Raw genomic sequence first — 20,484 nt, forward strand, 5'->3', positions numbered from 1 at the left:
CGGAACGGGCGCCAGGACGCCGCCGCGCGGGCCGCGCCGCATGAGCTACGAGTTCGAATTCGGCGACGTCCTCGGCGCTTGGGACGAGCTGCTCCACGGCGCGCTGAACACGCTCTGGCTCTCGGCGCTCGCCATGCTGATCGGCCTCGTGGTCGCCATCCTCGGCGCCTTCGGCAAGACCTCCGGCCCCCGCTGGCTGCGCGTGCTGATCGACGCCTACATCGAGGTGATCCGCAACACGCCCTTCCTGATCCAGATCTTCGTCGTGTTCTTCGGCCTGCCCTCGCTCGGCATCCGGCTGGAGGCGGACCAGGCGGCGCTGCTCGCCCTCGTCATCAACGTCGGCGCCTACGCCACCGAGATCATGCGCGCCGGCATCGAGAGCATCGGCAAGGGCCAGATCGAGGCCGGCAAGTCGCTCGGCCTGACGCCGCTGCAGATCTTCCGCTACGTCGTGCTCAAGCCCGCCATCCAGGCGATCTACCCGGCGCTGACCAGCCAGTTCATCCTGCTGATGCTCAACACCAGCGTCTGCTCGGCGATCGCGGCGAGCGAGCTGACGGCGGCGGCCAACGACATCCAGTCGCGCACCTTCCGCTCCTTCGAGGTCTACTTCGTCGTCACCGTCATCTACTTCGCCCTGTCGCTGCTGTTCTGGGGCCTGTTCCGCGTGATCGAGCGCACCCTGCTGCGCCAGCCGGCACGTCGCTGAGGGAGGGGAGGGGACCATGCGCGACTTCGGCTGGGGCGACACGCTCTTCCTGATCGGCGCGGTGCGCTGGACTCTGCTGCTCTCGTTCGTCGCCTTCGTCGGCGGCTCGCTCGGCGGCCTCGCCGTGGCGCTCTGCCGCACCGGGCGCATCCGCGTGCTGCGCTGGCTCGCGGCCGGCTTCATCACGCTGTTCCAGGGCACGCCGCTGCTGATGCAGCTCTTCCTCGCCTTCTTCGTGCCCGGCATCCTCGGCTTCGACGTCGATCCCTGGGCCGCCGCCGCCATCGGCCTCTCGCTGCACGCCGCCGCCTTCCTCGGCGAGATCTGGCGCGGCGCGATCGAGGTGGTGCCGCGCGGCCAGTGGGAGGCCTCCACCGCGCTCGGCCTGCGCTACGCCGCGCAGATGCGCTACGTCGTCCTGCCGCAGGCGGTGCGCATCGCCGTCCCGCCCACGGTCGGCTTCCTGGTGCAGCTCATCAAGGCCACCTCGCTCGCCTCGATCATCGGCTTTGTGGAGCTGACGCGCGCGGCGCAGATCGTCAACAACGCCACCTTCCAGCCCTTCACCGTGTTCGGCCTGGTGGCGCTGATCTACTTCATCATCTGCTGGCCGCTCTCCCTCTACAGCCGCCGCATGGAGCAGCGGCTGCTGGTGGCGAGCCGGTAGCAGCAAGGGGAGACGAGCCATGGACCACCACCACAGCCTCGGCCGGCGCGGCCTCGGCGGCCTGCTCGGCCTCGGCGCCGCCGCCGCGCTGCTCGGCGGCAACGCGCGCCCGGCCGCCGCCGCCACCACGGCCGAGATCAAGGCCAGGCGCAAGCTGATGGTCGGCGTCCTCGCCGACCTGCCGCCCTTCGGCGGCACCGACAGCAGCCAGCAGATCGTCGGCTACGACCCGGACGTCGCGAAGCTGATGGCGCGCGACCTCGGCGTGGAGCTGGAGATCGTCCCGGTCACCGGCCCGAACCGCATCCCCTACCTGCTGACCAACAAGGTGGACGTGCTGATCGCCACCTTCGGCATCACCGCCGAGCGCGCCCGGCAGGTGCTGTTCTCCAACCCCTACAGCGCCCTCGACATCGTGCTGCTCGCCCCGAAGTCGATGAACATCCGCGGCCCGGAGGACCTGAAGGGCGTGCGCATCGGCGTGGCGCGCGCCAGCACGCAGGACACGGCGATCACCGCCATGGCCCCGCGCGAGGCCCGCATCATGCGCTTCGATGACGACGCCACCGCCGTGCAGTCGATCATCTCCGGCCAGGTGCAGGTGCTCGGCGCCAACAACGTGGTGCAGGCCCAGCTCGCCCGCACCCAGCCGCAGCTCCAGCTCGAGCCCAAGATCACGCTGCGCCGGCAGGCCAACGGCATGGCGTTCCGCAAGGCCGACACCGAGCTGCGCGACTGGACCAACACGTTCCTCGCGAAGATCGTCGAGAACGGCGAGCTCGCCGCCATCTACAAGCGCTGGTTCGGCGCCGAGATGCCGCCGCTGCCCGAGATGCCGGCGATCTAGGGCAGGGGCCTTCCGCACCCCGTCCGCCTGCCGGGGAAGGTGCTGCCTTCCCCGGACCCTATCCGCCTACCGGGGAAGGCGCTGCCTTCCCCGGACCCCATCCGCCAAGGAGGGCGCCGCCCTCCTTGGGTATCCACCCGCCAGGAGGGCGGGGCCCTCCTGGACCTCTCTTCGTTCGGGCCCCGGTCGTTGCAGCCGTCGGGCCGTCTTTCCCGAACGGGGTTTCCAAAGGGGCTTCGCCCTTTGGTGGGAGGGGTGCAGGGGAGGGCAGCGCCCTCCCCTGCCTGGGTCCGGGGCAGCGCCCCGATGCCCCATACAGCAAGCACAGCCCGGAGCAGAGCGCATGTCCGCATCCCAGCCCCACACGCTCGGCGACGTGGTCGTCACCATGGCCGGCGTCGGCAAGTGGTACGGCGACTTCAAGGTGTTGAAGGACGTCAACCTCGATGTCCGCCGCGGCGAGCGCATCGTCATCTGTGGCCCCTCGGGTTCGGGCAAGTCCACGCTGATCCGCTGCCTGAACCGGCTGGAGGAGCACAACGAGGGCCGCATCGTGGTGGACGGCATCGAGCTGCGTCACGGCATGCGCGACATCGACAAGGTGCGGCGCGAGGTCGGCATGGTGTTCCAGAGCTTCAACCTGTTCCCGCACCTCACCGTGCTGGAGAACTGCATCCTGGCGCCGATGAAGGTGCGTGGCACCGCGCGCGCCGAGGCCGAGCGCACGGCCCGCCTCTACCTGGAGCGCGTCCACATCCCCGAGCAGGCCGGCAAGTATCCGGGCCAGCTTTCCGGCGGCCAGCAGCAGCGCGTCGCCATCGCGCGCTCGCTCTGCATGAACCCGCGCATCATGCTGTTCGACGAGCCGACCTCGGCGCTCGACCCGGAGATGGTCAAGGAGGTGCTCGACGTGATGGTCGAGCTGGCCGAGAGCGGCATGACCATGCTCTGCGTGACGCATGAGATGGGCTTCGCCCGCAAGGTGGCCGACCGGGTGATCTTCATGGACCGCGGCGAGATCGTGGAGGCGGAGACGCCGGACGTGTTCTTCGACCGCCCCGCCTCCGAGCGCACCCGCGCCTTCCTCGGACAGATCCTGCCGCACTGACCCGCCCCGTCGGCGCCCCGTGGCGCATCGTCACGCGGAGCGCTTGCTCGGCGGCTCGGAAGGTGCGTCGAATCGGGAGGCCGGGGCCGTTCCGGCCGCGGCGTCGTCCCAATAGGCGGGACAGTCCCGTCGGCACCGGGCGGGCGCCCAGCGATGTCAAAAAAGATACTTATTGCGCTTCCTCTTGCGTCTTCATTCTCGCATAGGTAGAAAAACCAGGCCACGCGCCGTTTCCCCCCCGACCATGGCCGTGGCTGGCCGGGCGCTGCCTCCCCCCTACATGGCGCCCGGCCGCCGGGTCGGTGCCGTTGCACGTCGGCTTCCCGGGCCGTCCGTCCGAAGGCGGCCTTCAGGCACCTTCCGGCGCCGCGACCTTCTGCCGCACCGGAGCGGTGCGGCGGCATCGCAGAAGCGGCGGGGCCGCGAGCACCAGCGCGCAGGCGGTCCAGAGCATGGCCTGCAGGTTGTGCGGACCCTCCCGCACCGCGCTGCCCAGCGCCGCCAGCACCAGCACGCCGCCCACCGCCCATTCCTCGCGCCCGCCGCCGCCCCGCGGCAGGTCGCGCAGCGCGGCGCGCAGCAGCACCGCCACCAACGGCACGGCGAAGGTGGGGAAGGGGAAGTCGCGGTAGCGCGGGTCGAACAGCAGCAGCAATTGCAGCACGCAGGCGGTCCAGGTGAACACGAACATCAGGTCGTCCAGCGCCCACAGCCGCCAGGTGCCGAAGCGCAGCCGGCCTGTCAGCAGCCGACGTACCGTCTCGCTCGCCTCCGCCCCGGTGCGGGCCGGCGCCAGCGGCCCGCCGGCCAGCAGCTTGGCCAGCCGCCGCAGCAGCAGCGCCGCCAGCAGCGCCTGCCCGGCGAGGTTGAAGGCGGCGCAGATGGCGAGGTGCTCGTCGAAGGCGTAGGGCACCGTGCCGAGCCAGGCATAGGCGAGCGCGTTGCCGAGCGCGAAGCTGGCCAGCCCCAGCGCCGCCTGCGAACGCGTGGCCCGCTCCGCCGGCGGCGCCGGGCCGAGCCAAAGCGAGGCGAGGAACAGCAGCAGCCCGATCCCGCCCCCGGCGGCGGCATAGACGGGCCAGAGCGGGTTCTCCACCACGCCGCCACGCAGCGGGAAGGTGGGCTGCCGGTCGGCGGTCCAGAGGCCCCAGGCGGCGCCCACCGTGCCCTCCGACTTGTACTTCCAGCCCTGGTCGAAGGCCTCGATCAGGTTGTAGTCGAAGCCCTCCTGCCCGGCGAGCCGGATGAACTCGCGCAGGAACACCGCCTGCTCGACGCGCGAAGGCGCCGCGTCCTCGCGCCAGCGCCCGCGCGAGGGCCAGCCCACCTCGCCGATCGCGATCCGCTTGCCGGGGAACAGCGCCTGCATGCGGCGGTACACGTCGCGGATATGCGCCATGGCGGCGGCGACGCCGGTCGGATGGTCCTCCCAGTAGGGCAGGATGTGGATGGTGATCACGTCCACGTGCCGCGCCACCTCGGGGAACTGCTCCCAGAACTCCCACACGTCGGCATAGGTGACGGGCTGGCGCACGGCGGCGCGCACGCGGTCGATCGCGGCGGTCAGCTCGGCCACCGGCAGGTCGCGGCGCAGCAGCACCTCGTTGCCGACGATGACGCGCTCGACCGTCCCCGGGTGCCGGTTGGCCGAGGCGATCACGGCGGCGAGCTCGCGCTCGTTGCGGGCGCGGTCGCTGCCGAGCCAGGCGCCCTGCCAGACGCGCAGCCCGTGCCGTTCCGCCAGCGCGGGCACGTCGTAGCCGCCTTCCAGCGAGGCGTAGGTGCGCACCGCGCGCACGCGCTGCGCCACCAGGGCGAGGTCGGAATCCACCTCCTCGGGAGTGGGGTAGATCCGGCGCAGCGGCGACTGGCCGTCGCGGTAGGGCGCGAAGCTGACGGAGTTGAACCGCTCCTGCACCATCGGCACGTCGGCCGCCTGCGGCCGGTTGGGCAGCCACCACAGCAGCGCCGTCGATGCGAGGCCGAGCAGGATGGCGAGGAGGACGGCAAGCGGCCCGGCGGGTCGGCGGGCGTGCCGGGCGCCGGGATGGGCGCCTGGCGGGACGGCGGGGCGGACGCCCGGGTGGTCGGGTGGCGTGGACGGATCGGGTGGGCGCATCGTGGCTGTCGGCACCTGAAGTCGAATGTGCCCCTCTTGCCATGGCGGACGCGTCGCGCCGAGGCGGATTTGCGGCGAAAGCACGGCGGCTGCCCGAGGGTGGCGGTGGCGGCGCCCATGGGCGGCTCTCTCCCGGGCGGCCCCACGGGCGGCACGGACATCACCGGCGTCGCACCGGCCAGGGCGCAGGCCCGACAGGATCGCCGGCCCGCCACGAGGCGGCCAGCCGCCTCGTCGCCGCGATCGGCGCGGGCCGGCCGGCGGGCACCCGGTCCCCGCTCGCCGGCCTCCCCCGGGGCGTCAGGCCGTGGCGGCGCCCGCTCCGTCCTGCGTCTCGCGCGGCGGGCCGCGGCGATAGGTCAGCACCAGCACGTCGCGATGGGCGGGCCGCGACGGGTCGGCGGCCAGCACCGGGCTGGTGCCGTGGCGCAGGCGGCGGTCGTCGAGGAACACGGCCTCGCCCGGATCGGCCAGGGTGAAGCGCGCGACCTCGGCGCCGGCGGCGTCCTGCACCACGGTCTCGCCGCCGGCCACGTTGTGGCGCCCGATCATCTGGATCATCACGTAGTCCACGCCGTCGCTGTGCACGCCCTCCGGCGTCGGCTGGCCGGCCTCGGCGCCGGCGGCGAGGATGCGGAACTGGTGCACCTCGACGAACCAGGGCGTCAGCGGCAGCAGGCGCTCGGCGAGGTAGCGGCCAAGGCGCAGCATCGCCGGCAGGGCCGGGCCCTCGGCCACCGCCTCGGCGACGGGCGCGAACCAGCGCTCGATGCCGCCATTGAGCGAATTGTGGGTCAGCGACTGCCAGTGAGGCTGGTGCGGCTGGCGCACCAGCTCCGCCTGGCCCGGCACGGCGCGGTACACGGCGTGGCGGCGGCGGCGGTAGCGGCCGCCATCGGCCATGTAGGTGTCGACCGGCAGGTCGTCCCAGGAGCGGGCGAACCGCTCCCAGGTCGCGTCGTCGATCGCGAGTCCGGCGCGCAGGGCGGGGGCGGAGAGACGGGTGAAGCCTTCCTGGGCGACGACGGCGGCGGTGTCGGTGACGGAGAAGGGGAGCATGGCGGCGGAGCCTATCAGCAGAGACACTGTCATCGGCACCGCGCCGATGGCATCGCGGGCACGCACGACGCGCGGGGGCGTGCCCCGGTAGGACGGCGGCCGGGAAGCCTGCCGGGAATCCGGGCGGGAACGCGGCCGGCGACGCTGCCCCGGAATATGGGGCATGCCGCCCTGCTCCGCAGGGGCCACCTGCGGCGGATCGCACGGAGCCACGTCGGGGCCCACATCGGGACCCATGTCGGGAGCCAGGTCGGGGCCGGATCGGGGAAGGCCGGCCGGAAGCGGACCGCCGCCGGTCGCCCGGAAAGGCTTTCAGCCCCCTTCCGGGCCCACCCCGGCATCGAGCCCGGCGCGCAGCCGCCTGCCTTCCGCGGAGTCGGGGTCGATCAGGCCCTCGCGCAGGAACAGGTCGATCAGCACGAGGTTGACGTTGAACTTCACCGTGTCCGTGTCGCGCACCGCCTCCAGCACGCGGGCGGCGGGCCAGAGCTCGAAGCGTTCCACCTCGTCGTCGTTGGGGCGGGGGACGAAATCCTCGGGCAGGTCGAGGTCGTAGCAGTGCAGCACGTCGCGCCGCGTGCCGCCGACCCGGGCGCCGTCGCCATTCGCCATGACGTAGGAGATCCGCCCGACCGGCCGCGCCTGCCGGGCCAGCGCCGGCGGCACGCTGGCCTCCTCCCCGGCCTCCTTGGCCAGCGTCTCCAGCGGCCCGAGCCCGGCGGGGATGCCGCCGGCGACCAGGTTGTCGAGCTGGCCCGGCGCGATCGCCTTGTCCTTCGACCGCCAGCCCATCCAGAGATGCAGCCCGTCCGGCCGACGGACCCGGCCGTTCACGTGCACGCCCTGCGACATCACCCCGAAAGGGGGCAGGGCGCCGCGGTCGAGCTGCCCCAGCACCGGTCCCTCGGGCGTCGCGCGGATGTCGAACAGCTCGTGCCGGTCGCGCAGCAGGCCGCGCCCGGCCAGGGCCGTCACCACCCCGGCCAGGGCGGCGGAGACCGCATCCGGGGTGGCCTGGGAGGGGGTCACGGCCAGCGCGTCGGCCTCGCGGCGGAACAGGTCGGGCCAGTCGCCCAGCGCCGCCAGCATGGTCGGGCCGAGCCAGCCGATCGTGTCGCGGCCGAGCCGCAGGCGTGTCAGCCCGCCCGGCAGCGACAGGTTGTTGCAGGCATGGAGGTGACGTTCGAGGCCGGACATGCGTCTCGTGTATACCATTCCCGCCCGGCCCGCATCCAGCCGGTGGATACCGGTCATGCCGCGGCCTGCCCTCGACGGGATGGCGCTTCCGGCCCACATGGCAGCCACCATGCCCGAACCTTCCTCGCCCGACCGCCGGGGCAGCCTGCGGCCGCTGCTCAGCCTCGCCCCCTATCTCTGGCCGAAGGGCGAGCCCGCGCTGCGCCTGCGCACCGCCCTGGCGCTGGTCTTCCTGGTCGGCGCCAAGGTGGCCAACGTGCTGGTGCCGATCGTCTATGCCCGCGCCGTGGACGCGCTGACGCCGAAGACCGGGGCGGCGGCGCTGGTCGCGGTGCCGATCGCGCTGGTGGCCGGCTACGGGCTGCTGCGCATCACCGCGGCCGGCCTCGGCGAGCTGCGCGACGCGGTGTTCGTGCGGGTGCAGGCGCGCGCCTCCCGCCAGATCGCGCTGCGCGTGTTCGAGCACCTGCATGCGCTCTCGCTGCGCTTCCACCTCGACCGGCAGACGGGCGGCCTCTCCCGCGTGATCGAGCGCGGCACGCGCGGCATCATCTTCGTGCTCGACCACATGCTGTTCAACATCGTCCCGACCCTGGTCGAGATCCTGTTCGTGGTCGTGCTGCTCTGGATGCTGTTCGACATCAGCTTCGCGGCGCTGACGCTCGGCGTGCTCGCCTCCTACATCGCCTTCACGCTGCTCTTCACCGACTGGCGCCTGCGCTTCCGCCGGACGATGAACGAGACCGACCAGGAGGCGAACACCAAGGCGGTGGACAGCCTGCTGAACTACGAGACGGTGAAGTACTTCGGCAACGAGCGGCACGAGGCGCGGCGCTACGACGCCTCCCTCGCCCGTTACGAGAAGGCCTACATCCGCTCCGAGGTGACGCTGAACGCGCTGAATTTCGGCCAGGCGGCGGTGATCTCGCTCGGGCTGATGGCGATCATGCTGCTGGCCGCGCGCGGCGTGGTGGCGGGGCGGATGAGCGTCGGCGACTTCGTGCTGGTCAACACCTACCTGATCCAGCTCTACATCCCGCTCAACTTCCTCGGCTTCGTCTACCGCGAGATCAAGCAGAGCCTGGTCGACATGGAGGCGATGTTCCGCCTGATGCGCGAGGAGCGCGAGGTGGCCGACGCGCCGGGCGCGCCGCCGCTCGCCGCCGGCCCCGGCGAGGTGCGCTTCGAGGATGTCCGCTTCGGCTACCGACCGGACCGCGAGATCCTGCACGGCGTCTCCTTCGCCGTGCCGCCCGGCCGCACCCTCGCCATCGTCGGCCCGACAGGCGCCGGAAAATCGACCATCTCGCGCCTGCTGTTCCGCTTCTACGACGCGACGGCGGGCCGCATCCTGATCGACGGGCAGGATGTGCGCGCAGTCCAGCAGGACAGCCTGCGCGCCGCCATCGGCGTGGTGCCGCAGGACACGGTGCTGTTCAACGACACGATCCGCTACAACATCGCCTATGGCCGCCCCGGCGCCACCCAGGCCGAGATCGAGCAGGCGGCGCGGCTGGCCCAGGTGCACGACTTCGTGCTGCGCCTGCCGCAGGGCTACGACACCATGGTGGGCGAGCGCGGCCTGAAGCTCTCGGGCGGCGAGAAGCAGCGCGTGGCGATCGCCCGCACCATCCTGAAGGACCCGCGCATCCTGATCCTCGACGAGGCGACCAGCGCGCTCGATACCCGCACCGAGCAGGAGATCCAGTCGGCGCTGCGCACCGTCAGCCGCGACCGCACCACGCTGGTGATCGCGCACCGCCTCTCCACCGTGGTGGAGGCCGACGAGATCATCGTGCTGCAGGAAGGGAAGGTGGCCGAGCGCGGCAACCACGCCTCGCTGATGCGGGCGGACGGGCTCTACGCCGCGATGTGGCGGCGCCAGTCCGAGGCGGTGGCGGCGGCGGAAGCCGCGGCCGCGGCGGCGGCCGAGGCGGATCTGGATCGGCCGCGCGGGCGCAGCCTGGAACCGGCGACGTAGCGCGGGCGGTTTTTCGGGGAAGGCGCTGCCTTCGCCGAACCCCATCCGCCTCCTGGGGAAGGCTCTGCCTTTCCCAGACCCCATCCGCCCCTGGGGAAGGCTCTGCCTTCCCCAGACCCCATCCGCCAGGAGGGCGAGGCCCTCCTGGACCTCTATTCGTTCCGGGCCTCGATTGTTGACACTGTCGGGCCATCTTTTCGAACGGGGTTTCCAAAGGGGCTTCGCCCTTTGGTGGGAGGGGGTGCGGGGGAGGGCAACGCCCTCCCCCGCCGAAGCAGCGCTCCGGCGTCAGACCGCGTGGACCTTCGCCTCGCGCGCCCAGAACCGCACCGCCCGGCACGCCTCCACGAACCGCTTCGCATCCGCCGGCGAGGTCAGCGCGACGAAGCCGTCGTCCGGCTCCGTCAGACCCGCCTTGTCGAGCAGCGGCTTCGCCGTCGGCGCGAAGGCGATGAACTTGGCATGGGCGTAGGCGTCGTTCACGAAGTCCTTCGCCGTCGCCTCCTTCGCCAGCAGCGCCGCGCCCTCGGCGGAAGGCAGCAGCGCCACCGCGTCGTACAGCACGGAGGGGCCGCCATTCACCTTCTGCTTCGCCTCGTGCCGGTGGCCGGCGGAGCAGGTGAAGCCGCCGACCTTCGGCGCGATCAGCTCCAGCATCGCCCCCTCGGCCGCCAGCGCTTCCTTCAGCGCCTTGAGCAGCGCGTGGTCGGTGCCGTCCGTCACCAGCGCGCCGACCTTGCGGCCCGCGAAGCTCTTCGGGCCGTTGCCGAGGATCGACAGGGCCGGCGAGGCCTCCAGATCGCGCAGCACGGGGCGCGCGGGATCGGCGGCGGGCGGCATCTCGGCGAGGCCGAGCCCGTCGGCCACCTGCTTCGCCAGCCCCTCGTCCACGTTCAGCAGGTGCGAGACGATGCGGGCGCGGATCGCCGGCGTCTCCACCTTGCTCAGCTCGAACACGAAGGCGTCCTTGATGTGCGTCTGCTCGACCGGGTTCTGGCTGAGGAAGAACTGCCGAGCCTGGCTGTAGTGGTCGGCGAACAGCTCGGCGCGGACGCGGCGCTTGGCGCCCGATTCCTCGGCGGGGAAGGAGCGGTAGCCCTGGCGCGACTCGCGCGGGCCGCCCAGGGCGCCGCCCCAGGAATTCGGCTCGTAATTCGCGCGCCCCTTCGGGTTGCGCATCGCCATGTGGCCGTCCTGCTGGAAATTGCAGACCTCGGTCTTGGGCGCGTTGATCGGGATGTGGGTGAAATTCGGGCTGCCGAGGCGCTTGAGCTGCGTGTCGAGGTAGGAGAAGTTGCGGCCCTGCAGCAGCGGGTCGTTGGTGAAGTCGATGCCCGGCACGACGTTCTGCGTGCAGAAGGCGACCTGCTCGGTCTCGGCGAAGAAATTGTCCACCGTGCGGTCCAGCACGAGGCGGCCGACGCGGCGCACCGGGATCACCTCCTCGGGGATGATCTTGGTGGCGTCGAGGATGTCGAAGGGGAATTTCTCCGCGAAGTCGTCGTCGAAGAGCTGCAGCCCCAGCTCCCATTCCGGGAAGTCGCCGCTCTGGATCGCGTCCCACATGTCGCGGCGGTGGAAGTCCGGGTCGGCGCCGTTGATCTTCACCGCCTCGTTCCACACCACGGACTGCATGCCGAGCTTCGGCTTCCAGTGGAACTTGACGTAGGTGGACTTCCCTTCCGCGTTGACGAGGCGGAAGGTGTGGATGCCGAAGCCCTCCATGAAGCGCAGCGAGCGCGGGATGGTCCGGTCGGACATGATCCACAGCGCCATGTTCATGGCTTCGGGGCTCAGCGAGATGAAGTCCCAGAAATTGTCGTGCGCCGTCTGCGCCTGCGGGAAGCCGCGGTCCGGCTCCTGCTTCGCCGCGTGGATCAGGTCGGGGAACTTGATCGCGTCCTGGATGAAGAAGATCGGGATGTTGTTGCCGACCAGGTCCCAATTGCCCTGCTTCGTGTAGAGCTTCACGGCGAAGCCGCGCACGTCCCGCGCGAGGTCGGGCGAGCCCTTGTTGCCGGCGACGGTCGAGAAGCGCACGAAGGCCGGGGTCTTCTCGCCGGCGCGCTGGAACAGGTCGGCGGCGGTCAGGTCGGCCAGGGAATCGTAGTTCTCGTAGTAGCCGTGCGCACCGAAGCCGCGCGCATGCACCACGCGCTCGGGGATGCGCTCGTGGTCGAAGTGGAACATCTTCTCGCGGAAGTGGAAGTCCTCCAGCAGGCTCGGGCCGCGCGGGCCCACCTTCAGCGTGTTCTGGTCGTCGCTGACCGGGATGCCCTGCTGCGTGGTCAGCACCGGCACGTCGCCGCCGGCGAGCTGGTGGGTCTCGCCGCCGGCGCCGCGATGCACCTCGACGTTGCCGAGGCGGGCGGTGGCGAGGTCGTCGGTCCGGGGATCCTGGGCCATGCGGCGCTCCTTACGATGTCGTTGCCATGCCTCCACGCCCGGACCTGCCGGGACGGGGGTGGTTGGCTCCGACAACGCCGGCGGCGCCGCACGGTCGCGTCCGCCGGGGCCTCGTTACGCCGGCACCGGCACGGATCCTGAACAAGTCAGCGCGACCGCTCCGGGTTGGGCGTCAGCAGCCGCAGGAAGCTCGCCACGCTGGCCACCGCGGCGAAGCCGACGCCGAGGCCGAGCGCCACCGTGGCGCCGTGCTCGGGCGAGAGGGTGAAGCACAGCGCCACCAGCGCGGCGCCCACGGTCTGGCCGATCAGCCGCGCCATGGCGACGATGCCGCTGGCCCCGCCCGCCCGCTCCGGCGGCGCGCTCGACATCAGCGCCTTCATGTTGGGCGACTGGAAGAAGCCGAAGCCGATGCCGCAGAGCGCCATCCGCCAGCCGATGTCGAACACCGAAGGGTCGGCCGGCAGCGTCGCCAGCAGCGCCATGCCGAGGGCGAGCAGCACCAGCCCGACGCCGCCGAGCAGGCCGGGGTTGTGCCGGTCCGAGAGCGGGCCGGCGATCAGCCCCATCAGCGCCACCGCCACCGGCCAGGGCGTCATCAGGAAGCCCGTCTCCACCTGGGAGCGGCCGAGCGCGTGCTGGAGGAAGAAGGGCAGCGAGACGAAGGCGAGGCCCTGGGTCGCGAAGGAGCAGGTGGAGGTCAGCGCCGAGAGGGCGAAGAGCGGCCGCCGGAACAGGTCCACCGGCAGCATCGGCGCCGGGCTGCTCGCCTCCCGCCGCACCAGCAGCAGGATCAGCAGCAGGGCGGCGCCCAGCTCGGCGGCCAGGGTCAGCGGCCCGGCCTGGTGCGCCGCCTCGCCGATCGCCAGGATCAGCAGGCCGAAGCCGGCGGCGTTCAGCAGCGCGCCGGCGAGGTCGAAGCGGTGGCCGGAGCGTGCCGTCTCGGGCAGGGCGCGCAGCAGCACGACCACGGCGAGCAGGCCGAAGGGCACGTTCACCGCGAACAGCCAGGGCCAGGGGCCGACCGAGAGGATCAGCGAGGCGATGGTCGGGCCGGCGGCGAAGGAGACCGCCACCATGGTGGCGTTGAGCCCGACCCCGCGCCCGAGCTGGGCGCGCGGGTAGACGAAGCGCAGCAGCGCGGTGTTGACGCTCATCACCCCCGCCGCGCCGAGCCCCTGCAGCAGCCGCGCCGCGGCGAGCGTCGGCAGCGACCAGGCGAGGGCGCAGAGCAGCGAGGCCAGGGTGAACAGCGCCACGCCGCCGATGTAGATCCGCCGGTGCCCGACGATGTCGCCCAGTGCCGCGCAGGGCAGCAGCGCCGCCACCATGGCGAGCTGGTAGGCGTTGATCACCCAGACCGAGGCCGCCGCGCTGGTCCGCAGGTCGGCCGCGATGGCGGGCAGGGCGGTGTTGGCGATGGCGATGTCGAGCGTCGCCATCATGATCGCGATCATGATGGCGATGACGGCACGGCGGCGCTGCGCCGGCGGCAGGCCGTCCATGGGGGGAGGGGAGGGGGGCGCGGTGGCGGGGCTGCCGCCGGCATCGCCCGCCGGGCGCAACTGCGTCTCTGCCGACATGCCTGATCCGGTTCCCCCCGCCTGCCGCCGTCCGGCCAGGATGCCGCAGCGCGGCAGGGCGGGAAACCGGGACACCCGGGCGGTTTCGGCGGGTCTGGCCTGCCGGCGACGGGGATGGTTCCGGACCTGCCGCCCGCCGCCCGCCGCCCCCCTGGGGCGACGGCAGGAAGGGCTGGCCGCGAACAATTCACCGTCCGGGCCGGTTGACCGATCCGTGCCCCGGGCGCGTTCTGCCCGCCATGCTGTTCCGCTTCTTCGAGGGGCTGGTCGACCCCACCGCGGCCCCTGGCCGCCCCGCCGCGCGGATCGCCGGCGTGCCGGTGCCGGAACGGCCGCCGCCGCGCACCCTGGCCGGCTTCTACTGGTACTTCCTGCGCCAGGCCCGGGTGCTGTTCGCGGCGCTGTTCGTGGCGGGCGGGTTGGTGGCGCTGATGGACGCGCTGGTGCCGGTCGCGATCGGGCGGCTGGTGGCGATGGTCTCCTCGGCGGGGGAGCCGGCGCGGCTCTGGGCCGAATCCTGGCACGTCCTGGCCGGGCTCGCCCTGCTGTTCCTGGTGCTGCGGCCGGCGGCGCTGCTGTTGCAGAACCTCGTCACCCAGCAGGGCATCAACGCCAACGTGACCAGCCTGATCCGCTGGCAGAGCCACTGGCACGTGGTCCGCCAGGGCTGGGGCTTCTTCCAGGACGACTTCGCCGGCCGCATCGCCACCCGCGTCACCCAGACCGGCCCGGCGCTGCGCGAGAGCCTGGTGCAGGCGGTGAACGCCGTCTGGTACATCGTCGTCTACGGCAGCATCGCGGTGGGGCTGCTCGCCGCCGCCGACTGGCGACTCGCCCTGCCCATCCTGGTCTGGTTCGTCGCCTACGCGACGCTGCTGCGCTTCCTGGTGCCGCGCATGCGCGACCGGGCGCGGGCCGCCTCCGAGGCGCGCTCGCTGCTCACCGGCCGGATCGTGGACAGCTACACCAACATCCTCACCGTCAAGCTCTTCGCCCGCGCCCGCGACGAGGACGCGCACGTCCGCGAATCGCTCGACATGCTGACGGAGGCCTTCCGCCGGCAGATGCGGCAGGTGACGTGGAACGGCTTCCTGCTCTCCTCGCTCAACGCGCTGCTGCTGGTGGGCACGGCGGGGCTGGCGCTGTTCCTCTGGTCGCGCGGCGCCTTCGGGGTGGGGACGGTCGCGACCGCGATCCCGATGGCCTGGCAGATCGCCAACATCTCGGGCTGGGTCTCCTTCAACGTCACCGCGATCTTCGAGAACATCGGCGTGGTGCAGGAGGGCATGGCGACCATCGCCCGCGAGCCGACCGCGCCCGACCCGCCCGGCGCCCGGCCGCTGCGCGTCACGCACGGGGCGATCCGCTTCGAGGGGGTGCGGTTCGGCTACGGGCGGGAGGCCGGGGTGCTCAAGGGGCTCGACCTCGCGATCGCGCCGGGCGAGCGGATCGGGCTGGTCGGGCGTTCCGGGGCGGGCAAGTCCACCCTGGTCAACCTGCTGCTGCGCTTCCACGCGCCGGAGTCGGGGCGGATCCTGATCGACGGGCAGGACATCGCCGGCGTGACGCAGGAATCGCTGCGCGGGGCGATCGGCATGGTGACGCAGGACACCTCCCTGCTGCACCGCTCGATCCGCGACAACATCCGCTACGGCCGGCCCGGGGCGACCGAGGCCGAGATCGAGGCGGCGGCGCGGCGCGCCCATGCGGAGGAGTTCATCCTCGGCCTGGAGGACTGGCGCGGGCGGCAGGGCTACGACGCGCATGCCGGCGAGCGCGGGGTGCGCCTCTCCGGCGGCCAGCGGCAGCGCGTCGCCATCGCCCGGGTGCTGCTGAAGGACGCGCCGATCCTGGTGCTGGACGAGGCCACCTCGGCGCTCGATTCGGAGGTCGAGGCGGCGATCCAGGAGCAGCTCGACGCGCTGATGGCGGGCAAGACGGTGATCGCCATCGCCCACCGCCTCTCCACCATCGCCCGGATGGACCGGCTGGTGGTGCTGGAGGGCGGCCGCGTCGCCGAGACCGGCACGCACGAGGCGCTGCTGCGTCGGGACGGCGTCTATGCCGCGCTGTGGCGGCGGCAGTCGGGCGCCTTCATCGAGGCGTGAGGGGCGGGGCCGTCAGCCCCGCGCGGGCCCCTGGCCGGTACGTCCACGAGCCCCCCTCGGCCGGCGCCGGGACCGCCGGCGACGCACGCGACGGCGACCGGTCGCGTCAGCCCTCATCCGCCGGGACGTAGGGGATCATGCCCTTCTCGTGGGCGATCCGCTGCACCTCCCGCGGCATGGCGCGCAGGTCGACCAGCATGCCGTTCACCTCCGCCATCCACACCAGCGGATTGCGGTCGACGAGGTCGCGGCGCATCCAGGTCGGGTCCATGCGGCCGGTGCGCAGCGCCTGCGTGATCACCTTCGCCCTGGCGCTCGCCGTGCTCTGGCCGACGCCGAATCCCGCCGCGACCTCGGCCATGGTCATGGACGGCCTGCTCGCCTTGTCGGAGAGGAAGTTGATCTGGCCGAGGGCATGGATGATGCCGCAGGCCCAGCCGCGCGCCTGGCCGGAGGCGAGGGGACTCGGCCGCTTGCGCGCGAGCGCGGCCGCCATGGCGCGTGCCAGGTCGCGGTACTCCTCGTCCAGATGGTCGCGGCAGAAGGCGTCGGTCTGCGCGACCACGGCCTCGTAGCGCGGCTGCATGGCCTTCGGGACGGTGCCGGACCGGGATACCGGCAAGGCGAGCCTCGCTGTGTCGGCGATACGGGGCACCATGCCAGCCGGTGCGGGCACCGGCAAGGAATCGAGGTGGCGGGACGCCGCCGCGCCCTCCCGCCGCTACAGCATCCGCACCTGCCCGGTCGCCAGCTCGTAGATGCCGCCGGCGACCGCCAGCCGGCCCTCGCCGATCAGCTTCGCCAGGATCGGCGAGCCCTCCAGCCGGCGCATGGCGTGGCGCACATTCGCCTCCAGCGCCCGCGTCGCGAGGTCCGGTCCCGGGTCGCGCAGCGCCGGCTCGATGCCGGGCTTCATGGCGTTCACCAGCGTGGCGATGTCGCCGGGCAGGTCGTTGTTGCCCTCGCGCAACACCTTCACCGTGGCGTCCACCGCGCCGCAGCTCGTGTGGCCGAGCACCAGGATGGCCCGGGTGCCGAGCACGGCGGCGCCGAATTCCAGGCTGCCCAGCCCGTCCGCGTTGACGAAATTGCCCGCCACCCGGACGACGAAGAGATCGCCCGGGCCCTCGTCGAACAGGAGTTCCGGCGCAACCCGGGAATCGGCGCAGGCGAGCACGGCGGCGAAGGGATGCTGGGCGGCGGCGCGTGCCGCCCGGCCGGCGGAGAAGTCCCGCGCCTGCGGGGTGTCGGCGACGTAGCGGCGGTTGCCGGCCGCCAGCCGCTCCAGCGCCGCCCGCGGCGCCATGGGCGCGGCTGCCTGGCCGGCCGCGCCCTGCGCCAGGGCAAGGCCCGGCAGGGAAAGCGCCCCGAGCGTCGGGGGGCCGGCCAGCAACCGGCGCCGCGACGGGCCCGGTGCCTTGCAATTGATGCACATGGCGTTTCGATTCTCCGCTTCGCCGCCACGGTATGGTGCAACCGGCCGGGCCTGCAACCGAAGGCGGTGCATCGCCGGGCGCGCCGCGTGCCCGGCCGCGCGCCCGTTGGCCAACGGCCGGCCAGCCGGGGGCCACTCTTCGGCGCCTGGAACGCTTCCGGCCGCCACGCCGGCACGCCGGCCGATCGTTCCGGGCCGTCCTCACCTTGACACCCCGCCGGGGGCGCCTTACGAGCGGGCCGCTTTCCGGCGGCGACCCGTTGGAGGAGCCTGTGAACGAGCAGAACGGTTTCGAAGAGCGCCTGCGGGAGGCGCGGGGCCGGCATGGCCTCGATCGGGCGGCGCAGGAGCAGGGCTCCGGCGCCTCCGGGCTTCCCGGCGGCTCGATGGGGCTCGGCCTGCGCGCGGGCATCGAGGTGGTCTCGGCACTGATCGCGGGCGTCGCGCTCGGGTGGGTGCTGGATCGCTGGCTCGGCACGTTCCCATGGCTGCTCCTGCTGGGGTTCGTGCTGGGCGCTGCCGCCGGGATCCTGAACGTCTACCGACTGTTCGCCCCCCGCCGCGGCATTCATTGACGGGACGAGGGAGCCGGAAGTGGCCGCAGAGGGCAGTTCGATCGACGCGCTGGGCCAGTTCGAGCTGGTGCCCGTCTTCGGGCGGATCGGCGCCAGCGTCGGGTTCACCCAGTCTTCCGCCCACATGCTGCTGGTGGTCGGGCTCATCACCCTGCTGCTGATGGCGGGCATCGGCGCGCGCGCCGTGATCCCCGGCCGGCTGCAGGCGCTGACCGAATCCCTCTACGAATTCATCCAGGACATGGTGGTCAGCCAGGTGGGCGAGGAGGGGAAGCGCTACTTCCCCTTCGTGTTCACCCTGTTCATGTTCATCCTGTTCGGCAACCTGATCGGCCTGTTCCCCTTCGCCTTCACCTTCACCAGCCACATCGCCGTCACCTTCGCGCTGGCCGCGATCGTGTTCGTGCTGATCACGGTGGTGGCGCTGCGGCTGCACGGGCTGAAGTTCTTCGGCTACTTCTTCCCGGAGGGCGCGCCGCTCTGGCTGGCGCCCATCATCATCCCGGTGGAGATCGTCTCCTACCTCTCGCGCCCGGTCAGCCTCTCGATCCGTCTCTTCGCCAACATGGTGGCGGGACACGTGATGCTGCAGGTCTTCGCGAGCTTCATCGTGATGCTGGGCGGGCTCGGGCTGATCGGCAAGATCGTCGCCGTCGGCCCGCTCGCCCTCAACGTCGTGCTCATCGGGTTCGAGATCCTGGTCGGCTTCCTGCAGGCCTACGTGTTCGCGATCCTGACCAGCATCTACCTGCACGACGCGGTGCACCTGCACTAAGGGGCGCCACCGGGGCCTCCCCGCGGGCGCTCCCCGCGGCGGACCCGTTCCTGCCACCCATACGGACATCTCCCTAGGAAGGACCGCTACCCATGGACGCTGCTGCCGCCACCGCCCTGATCCCCGCCTTCAAGGCCCTCGGCGCCGGCCTCGCCGTGATCGCCCTGTTCGGCGTCGGCCTCGGCATCGGCAACATCTTCTCCTCGCTGATCTCCTCGGTCGCCCGCAACCCCGGCGCCCGCGACGCGGTGTTCCCGATCGGCATCCTGGGCTTCGCCCTGACCGAGGCGGTGGCGCTGTTCGCGCTGCTGATCGCCTTCCTCATCCTGTTCGTCTGAGCCGGCCCGCCCGCGCCGCCCGACCGGGCGGCGCGGCGCGCGCCGAGCATGGCCGGGACGGCGCGGCGCGCCGATGACGGCCAGGACCAGGTCGGGCCGCGGGCCCGGCCCACACGGCAGGAACGGGACCGCAGCACGATGCCGCAGCTCAACCTGACCGATCTGATGATCGCCCAGATCGTCTGGCTGCTGATCATCTTCGGTCTCCTCTACATCATCCTGTCCGGCACCGTGCTGCCGCGCATCGGGGCCGTGCTGGAGGATCGGCGCAGCCGCATCGCCGCCGACCTCGACGCCGCCCGCGCCGCCAAGGCCGAGGCCGACGCCGCCATGGAGGCGCACCGCCTCGCCACGGCGCAGGCGCGGGCCGAGGCGAACGCGGCGATCGCCGCCGCCACCCAGTCGGCCCAGGCCGACGCCAATGCCCGCGCCGAGGCGCTGCAGGCGCGCCTCGACGAGCAGATCGAGGCCGCCGAGCGGCGCATCTCGGCCGCGCGCGACAGCGCCATGGGCGCGCTGCGCGAGGTCGCCACCGACACCGCCGAGGCGCTGGTGCAACGACTGACCGGCAATGCCGACCGCAACGCGGTCGACGCCGCCGTCGGGCGCGAGCTCGCCGCCCGCGGCCGCGCCTGAGGGAAGCGCCAGCATGCTCACGCTCATCGGCAACGCCCTCGCCGGTACCGCCCTCGCCGGCGTGGCCTTCCTCGGCACCGCCCTGGCCGCCGATCCGCACGCCGCGGCGGCAGGCCATGGCGGCCCCGGGGGGGGGCACGGGGGCGGCCACGGGCACGCCAGCCTGTGGGAGGACCCGCATTTCTGGGTCGCCGTCGCCTTCGTCATCTTCTTCGTCCTGGTCGGCAAGGTCGCCTGGGCGAAGCTGACGGCCATGCTCGACGCGCGCGGCGCCCGCGTCCGCGCCGAGCTGGACGAGGCCAAGCGCCTGCGCGAGGAGGCGGAGACCATGCGTCGCCAGGCCGAGGCCGACCGCCGCGCGGCGCAGGCCGAGGCCGAGCAGCTCATCGCCCGCGCCAGGGCCGAGGCCGAGCGCGTCGGCCAGGCCACCGCCGCCGAGGCCGAGGCCGCCGCCCGCCGCCGCGAGCGCATGGCGATGGACCGCATCGCCGCCGCCGAGACCGGCGCGGTGAACGAGGTGCGCGCCGCCGCCGCCGAGATCGCCGCCGCCGCCGCCCGCACCGTGATCGCCGAGGGCCTCGACGCCCAGGCCGACGCGGCGCTGATCGACCGCGCGGTGGCCGACCTGCCGCAGGCGCTGCGCCACTGATACCGGCCCGCACAAGTCAGGACTTGTGCGGGCCGGTATCGCGCGCGGGGTTGGCGGGGCGGCCGTGCGCAGAACCGACGGATCATGCGGGTCCGCGCAATTGCGGACCCGTATGATCCGATCGGCGGCAGTCCTTCGCAGCTCCGGGAAGGGCCCGGCCGCGCAGGTGGCCGGGCCCTTCCTGTGCCCGCGCCTCGCGCGGCCGGGGCGGCTGCCGGCCATGCGCGGATGAAGCCGCTCGTGCTGACCGGCGCGCCGCGCGCCGCCGCGGCCGGCTGCGGCGGGGCGG

The 20,484-nt window shown here is 72.6% G+C and carries 18 protein-coding genes; 11 read left to right on the forward strand and 7 right to left on the reverse strand.

Features of this window, described 5'->3' with window-relative positions:
• Positions 1-40: 40 nt before the first annotated feature.
• The 4 genes from M0638_RS03190 to M0638_RS03205 all read left to right on the forward strand — a co-directional run bounded on the left by M0638_RS03190 (position 41) and on the right by M0638_RS03205 (position 3,334).
• Positions 41-712, forward strand: a complete 672-nt coding sequence (locus tag M0638_RS03190) for an amino acid ABC transporter permease (protein ID WP_248665513.1) — start codon at positions 41-43, stop codon at positions 710-712.
• A gap of 16 nt (positions 713-728) precedes the next feature.
• Complete coding sequence (locus M0638_RS03195; protein WP_248665514.1) at positions 729-1,379, forward strand: amino acid ABC transporter permease; 651 nt, start codon at positions 729-731, stop codon at positions 1,377-1,379.
• Between the two features lie 19 nt (positions 1,380-1,398).
• Positions 1,399-2,226, forward strand: coding sequence for a transporter substrate-binding domain-containing protein (locus M0638_RS03200; protein ID WP_248665515.1), 828 nt, complete (start codon positions 1,399-1,401; stop codon positions 2,224-2,226).
• Positions 2,227-2,569: 343 nt separating this feature from the next.
• Entirely contained in the window at positions 2,570-3,334 is a 765-nt protein-coding gene (locus M0638_RS03205) for an amino acid ABC transporter ATP-binding protein (protein WP_248665516.1), read from the forward strand.
• A 349-nt stretch (positions 3,335-3,683) separates the two neighbouring features.
• Here M0638_RS03205 and M0638_RS03210 read toward each other — a convergent pair whose 3' ends face one another.
• The 3 genes from M0638_RS03210 to M0638_RS03220 all read right to left on the reverse strand — a co-directional run bounded on the left by M0638_RS03210 (position 3,684) and on the right by M0638_RS03220 (position 7,709).
• On the reverse strand, positions 3,684-5,453 hold the full coding sequence (locus tag M0638_RS03210) for a glycoside hydrolase family 17 protein (RefSeq protein WP_248665517.1): 1,770 nt from the start codon (positions 5,451-5,453) through the stop codon (positions 3,684-3,686).
• 300 nt (positions 5,454-5,753) lie between these two features.
• Complete coding sequence (locus tag M0638_RS03215) at positions 5,754-6,512, reverse strand: 2OG-Fe dioxygenase family protein (RefSeq protein ID WP_248665518.1); 759 nt, start codon at positions 6,510-6,512, stop codon at positions 5,754-5,756.
• 312 nt (positions 6,513-6,824) lie between these two features.
• Complete coding sequence (locus tag M0638_RS03220; protein WP_248665519.1) at positions 6,825-7,709, reverse strand: NUDIX hydrolase; 885 nt, start codon at positions 7,707-7,709, stop codon at positions 6,825-6,827.
• A 97-nt stretch (positions 7,710-7,806) separates the two neighbouring features.
• Between M0638_RS03220 and M0638_RS03225 the strand changes: the two genes are divergently transcribed.
• Positions 7,807-9,690 (forward strand): ABCB family ABC transporter ATP-binding protein/permease, encoded by a 1,884-nt coding sequence (locus tag M0638_RS03225; protein WP_408902848.1) that lies wholly within the window; start codon positions 7,807-7,809, stop codon positions 9,688-9,690.
• Positions 9,691-9,978: 288 nt separating this feature from the next.
• Here M0638_RS03225 and katE read toward each other — a convergent pair whose 3' ends face one another.
• Together katE and M0638_RS03235 are read right to left on the reverse strand one after the other, a co-directional pair.
• The gene (gene katE / locus M0638_RS03230; RefSeq protein WP_248665520.1) at positions 9,979-12,096 is read right to left on the reverse strand and encodes a catalase; all 2,118 of its coding nucleotides are present in this window, start codon (positions 12,094-12,096) and stop codon (positions 9,979-9,981) included.
• A 146-nt stretch (positions 12,097-12,242) separates the two neighbouring features.
• Positions 12,243-13,679 (reverse strand): MFS transporter, encoded by a 1,437-nt coding sequence (locus M0638_RS03235; RefSeq protein WP_248665521.1) that lies wholly within the window; start codon positions 13,677-13,679, stop codon positions 12,243-12,245.
• 239 nt (positions 13,680-13,918) lie between these two features.
• Here M0638_RS03235 and M0638_RS03240 point away from each other — a divergent pair, with 239 nt between their 5' ends.
• Positions 13,919-15,787, forward strand: coding sequence for an ABC transporter ATP-binding protein (locus M0638_RS03240; RefSeq protein ID WP_248665522.1), 1,869 nt, complete (start codon positions 13,919-13,921; stop codon positions 15,785-15,787).
• 106 nt (positions 15,788-15,893) lie between these two features.
• Here M0638_RS03240 and M0638_RS03245 read toward each other — a convergent pair whose 3' ends face one another.
• Together M0638_RS03245 and M0638_RS03250 are read right to left on the reverse strand one after the other, a co-directional pair.
• On the reverse strand, positions 15,894-16,409 hold the full coding sequence (locus tag M0638_RS03245) for a DUF6398 domain-containing protein (RefSeq protein ID WP_248665523.1): 516 nt from the start codon (positions 16,407-16,409) through the stop codon (positions 15,894-15,896).
• A 99-nt stretch (positions 16,410-16,508) separates the two neighbouring features.
• Complete coding sequence (locus M0638_RS03250) at positions 16,509-17,093, reverse strand: carbonic anhydrase (protein WP_248665524.1); 585 nt, start codon at positions 17,091-17,093, stop codon at positions 16,509-16,511.
• Between the two features lie 401 nt (positions 17,094-17,494).
• On the opposite strand from M0638_RS03250, the gene M0638_RS03255 reads away from it, so the two are divergent.
• From M0638_RS03255 to M0638_RS03275, 5 genes are all read left to right on the forward strand, one after another.
• On the forward strand, positions 17,495-17,797 hold the full coding sequence (locus tag M0638_RS03255; RefSeq protein ID WP_248665525.1) for an AtpZ/AtpI family protein: 303 nt from the start codon (positions 17,495-17,497) through the stop codon (positions 17,795-17,797).
• A 19-nt stretch (positions 17,798-17,816) separates the two neighbouring features.
• Positions 17,817-18,572: a F0F1 ATP synthase subunit A gene (locus M0638_RS03260; protein WP_248665526.1), complete on the forward strand. Its 756-nt coding sequence runs from the start codon at positions 17,817-17,819 to the stop codon at positions 18,570-18,572.
• Positions 18,573-18,664: 92 nt separating this feature from the next.
• Positions 18,665-18,910, forward strand: coding sequence for an ATP synthase subunit C family protein (locus tag M0638_RS03265; protein WP_248665527.1), 246 nt, complete (start codon positions 18,665-18,667; stop codon positions 18,908-18,910).
• 138 nt (positions 18,911-19,048) lie between these two features.
• Complete coding sequence (locus tag M0638_RS03270) at positions 19,049-19,546, forward strand: F0F1 ATP synthase subunit B family protein (protein WP_248665528.1); 498 nt, start codon at positions 19,049-19,051, stop codon at positions 19,544-19,546.
• Between the two features lie 163 nt (positions 19,547-19,709).
• Positions 19,710-20,195 carry a F0F1 ATP synthase subunit B family protein gene (locus M0638_RS03275; protein WP_248665581.1) on the forward strand — a complete coding sequence of 162 codons (486 nt, stop codon included), beginning with the start codon at positions 19,710-19,712 and terminating at the stop codon, positions 20,193-20,195.
• Positions 20,196-20,484: the final 289 nt, after the last annotated feature.

The organism is Roseomonas acroporae (assembly GCF_023223525.1).
In the GTDB taxonomy this organism is placed as follows: domain Bacteria; phylum Pseudomonadota; class Alphaproteobacteria; order Acetobacterales; family Acetobacteraceae; genus Roseomonas_E; species Roseomonas_E acroporae.

Excerpts from the sequence above, each read along its gene's own strand:
- M0638_RS03190 (WP_248665513.1), top strand. The coding sequence starts at position 41 with ATGAGCTACGAGTTCGAATTCGGCGACGTCCTCGGCGCTTGGGACGAG.
- M0638_RS03195 (WP_248665514.1), top strand. The coding sequence starts at position 729 with ATGCGCGACTTCGGCTGGGGCGACACGCTCTTCCTGATCGGCGCGGTG.
- M0638_RS03200 (WP_248665515.1), top strand. The coding sequence starts at position 1,399 with ATGGACCACCACCACAGCCTCGGCCGGCGCGGCCTCGGCGGCCTGCTC.
- M0638_RS03205 (WP_248665516.1), top strand. The coding sequence starts at position 2,570 with ATGTCCGCATCCCAGCCCCACACGCTCGGCGACGTGGTCGTCACCATG.
- M0638_RS03210 (WP_248665517.1), bottom strand. The coding sequence starts at position 5,453 with ATGCGCCCACCCGATCCGTCCACGCCACCCGACCACCCGGGCGTCCGC.
- M0638_RS03215 (WP_248665518.1), bottom strand. The coding sequence starts at position 6,512 with ATGCTCCCCTTCTCCGTCACCGACACCGCCGCCGTCGTCGCCCAGGAA.
- M0638_RS03220 (WP_248665519.1), bottom strand. The coding sequence starts at position 7,709 with ATGTCCGGCCTCGAACGTCACCTCCATGCCTGCAACAACCTGTCGCTG.
- M0638_RS03225 (WP_408902848.1), top strand. The coding sequence starts at position 7,807 with ATGGCAGCCACCATGCCCGAACCTTCCTCGCCCGACCGCCGGGGCAGC.
- katE (WP_248665520.1), bottom strand. The coding sequence starts at position 12,096 with ATGGCCCAGGATCCCCGGACCGACGACCTCGCCACCGCCCGCCTCGGC.
- M0638_RS03235 (WP_248665521.1), bottom strand. The coding sequence starts at position 13,679 with ATGTCGGCAGAGACGCAGTTGCGCCCGGCGGGCGATGCCGGCGGCAGC.
- M0638_RS03240 (WP_248665522.1), top strand. The coding sequence starts at position 13,919 with ATGCTGTTCCGCTTCTTCGAGGGGCTGGTCGACCCCACCGCGGCCCCT.
- M0638_RS03250 (WP_248665524.1), bottom strand. The coding sequence starts at position 17,093 with ATGGCGCCGCGGGCGGCGCTGGAGCGGCTGGCGGCCGGCAACCGCCGC.
- M0638_RS03265 (WP_248665527.1), top strand. The coding sequence starts at position 18,665 with ATGGACGCTGCTGCCGCCACCGCCCTGATCCCCGCCTTCAAGGCCCTC.
- M0638_RS03270 (WP_248665528.1), top strand. The coding sequence starts at position 19,049 with ATGCCGCAGCTCAACCTGACCGATCTGATGATCGCCCAGATCGTCTGG.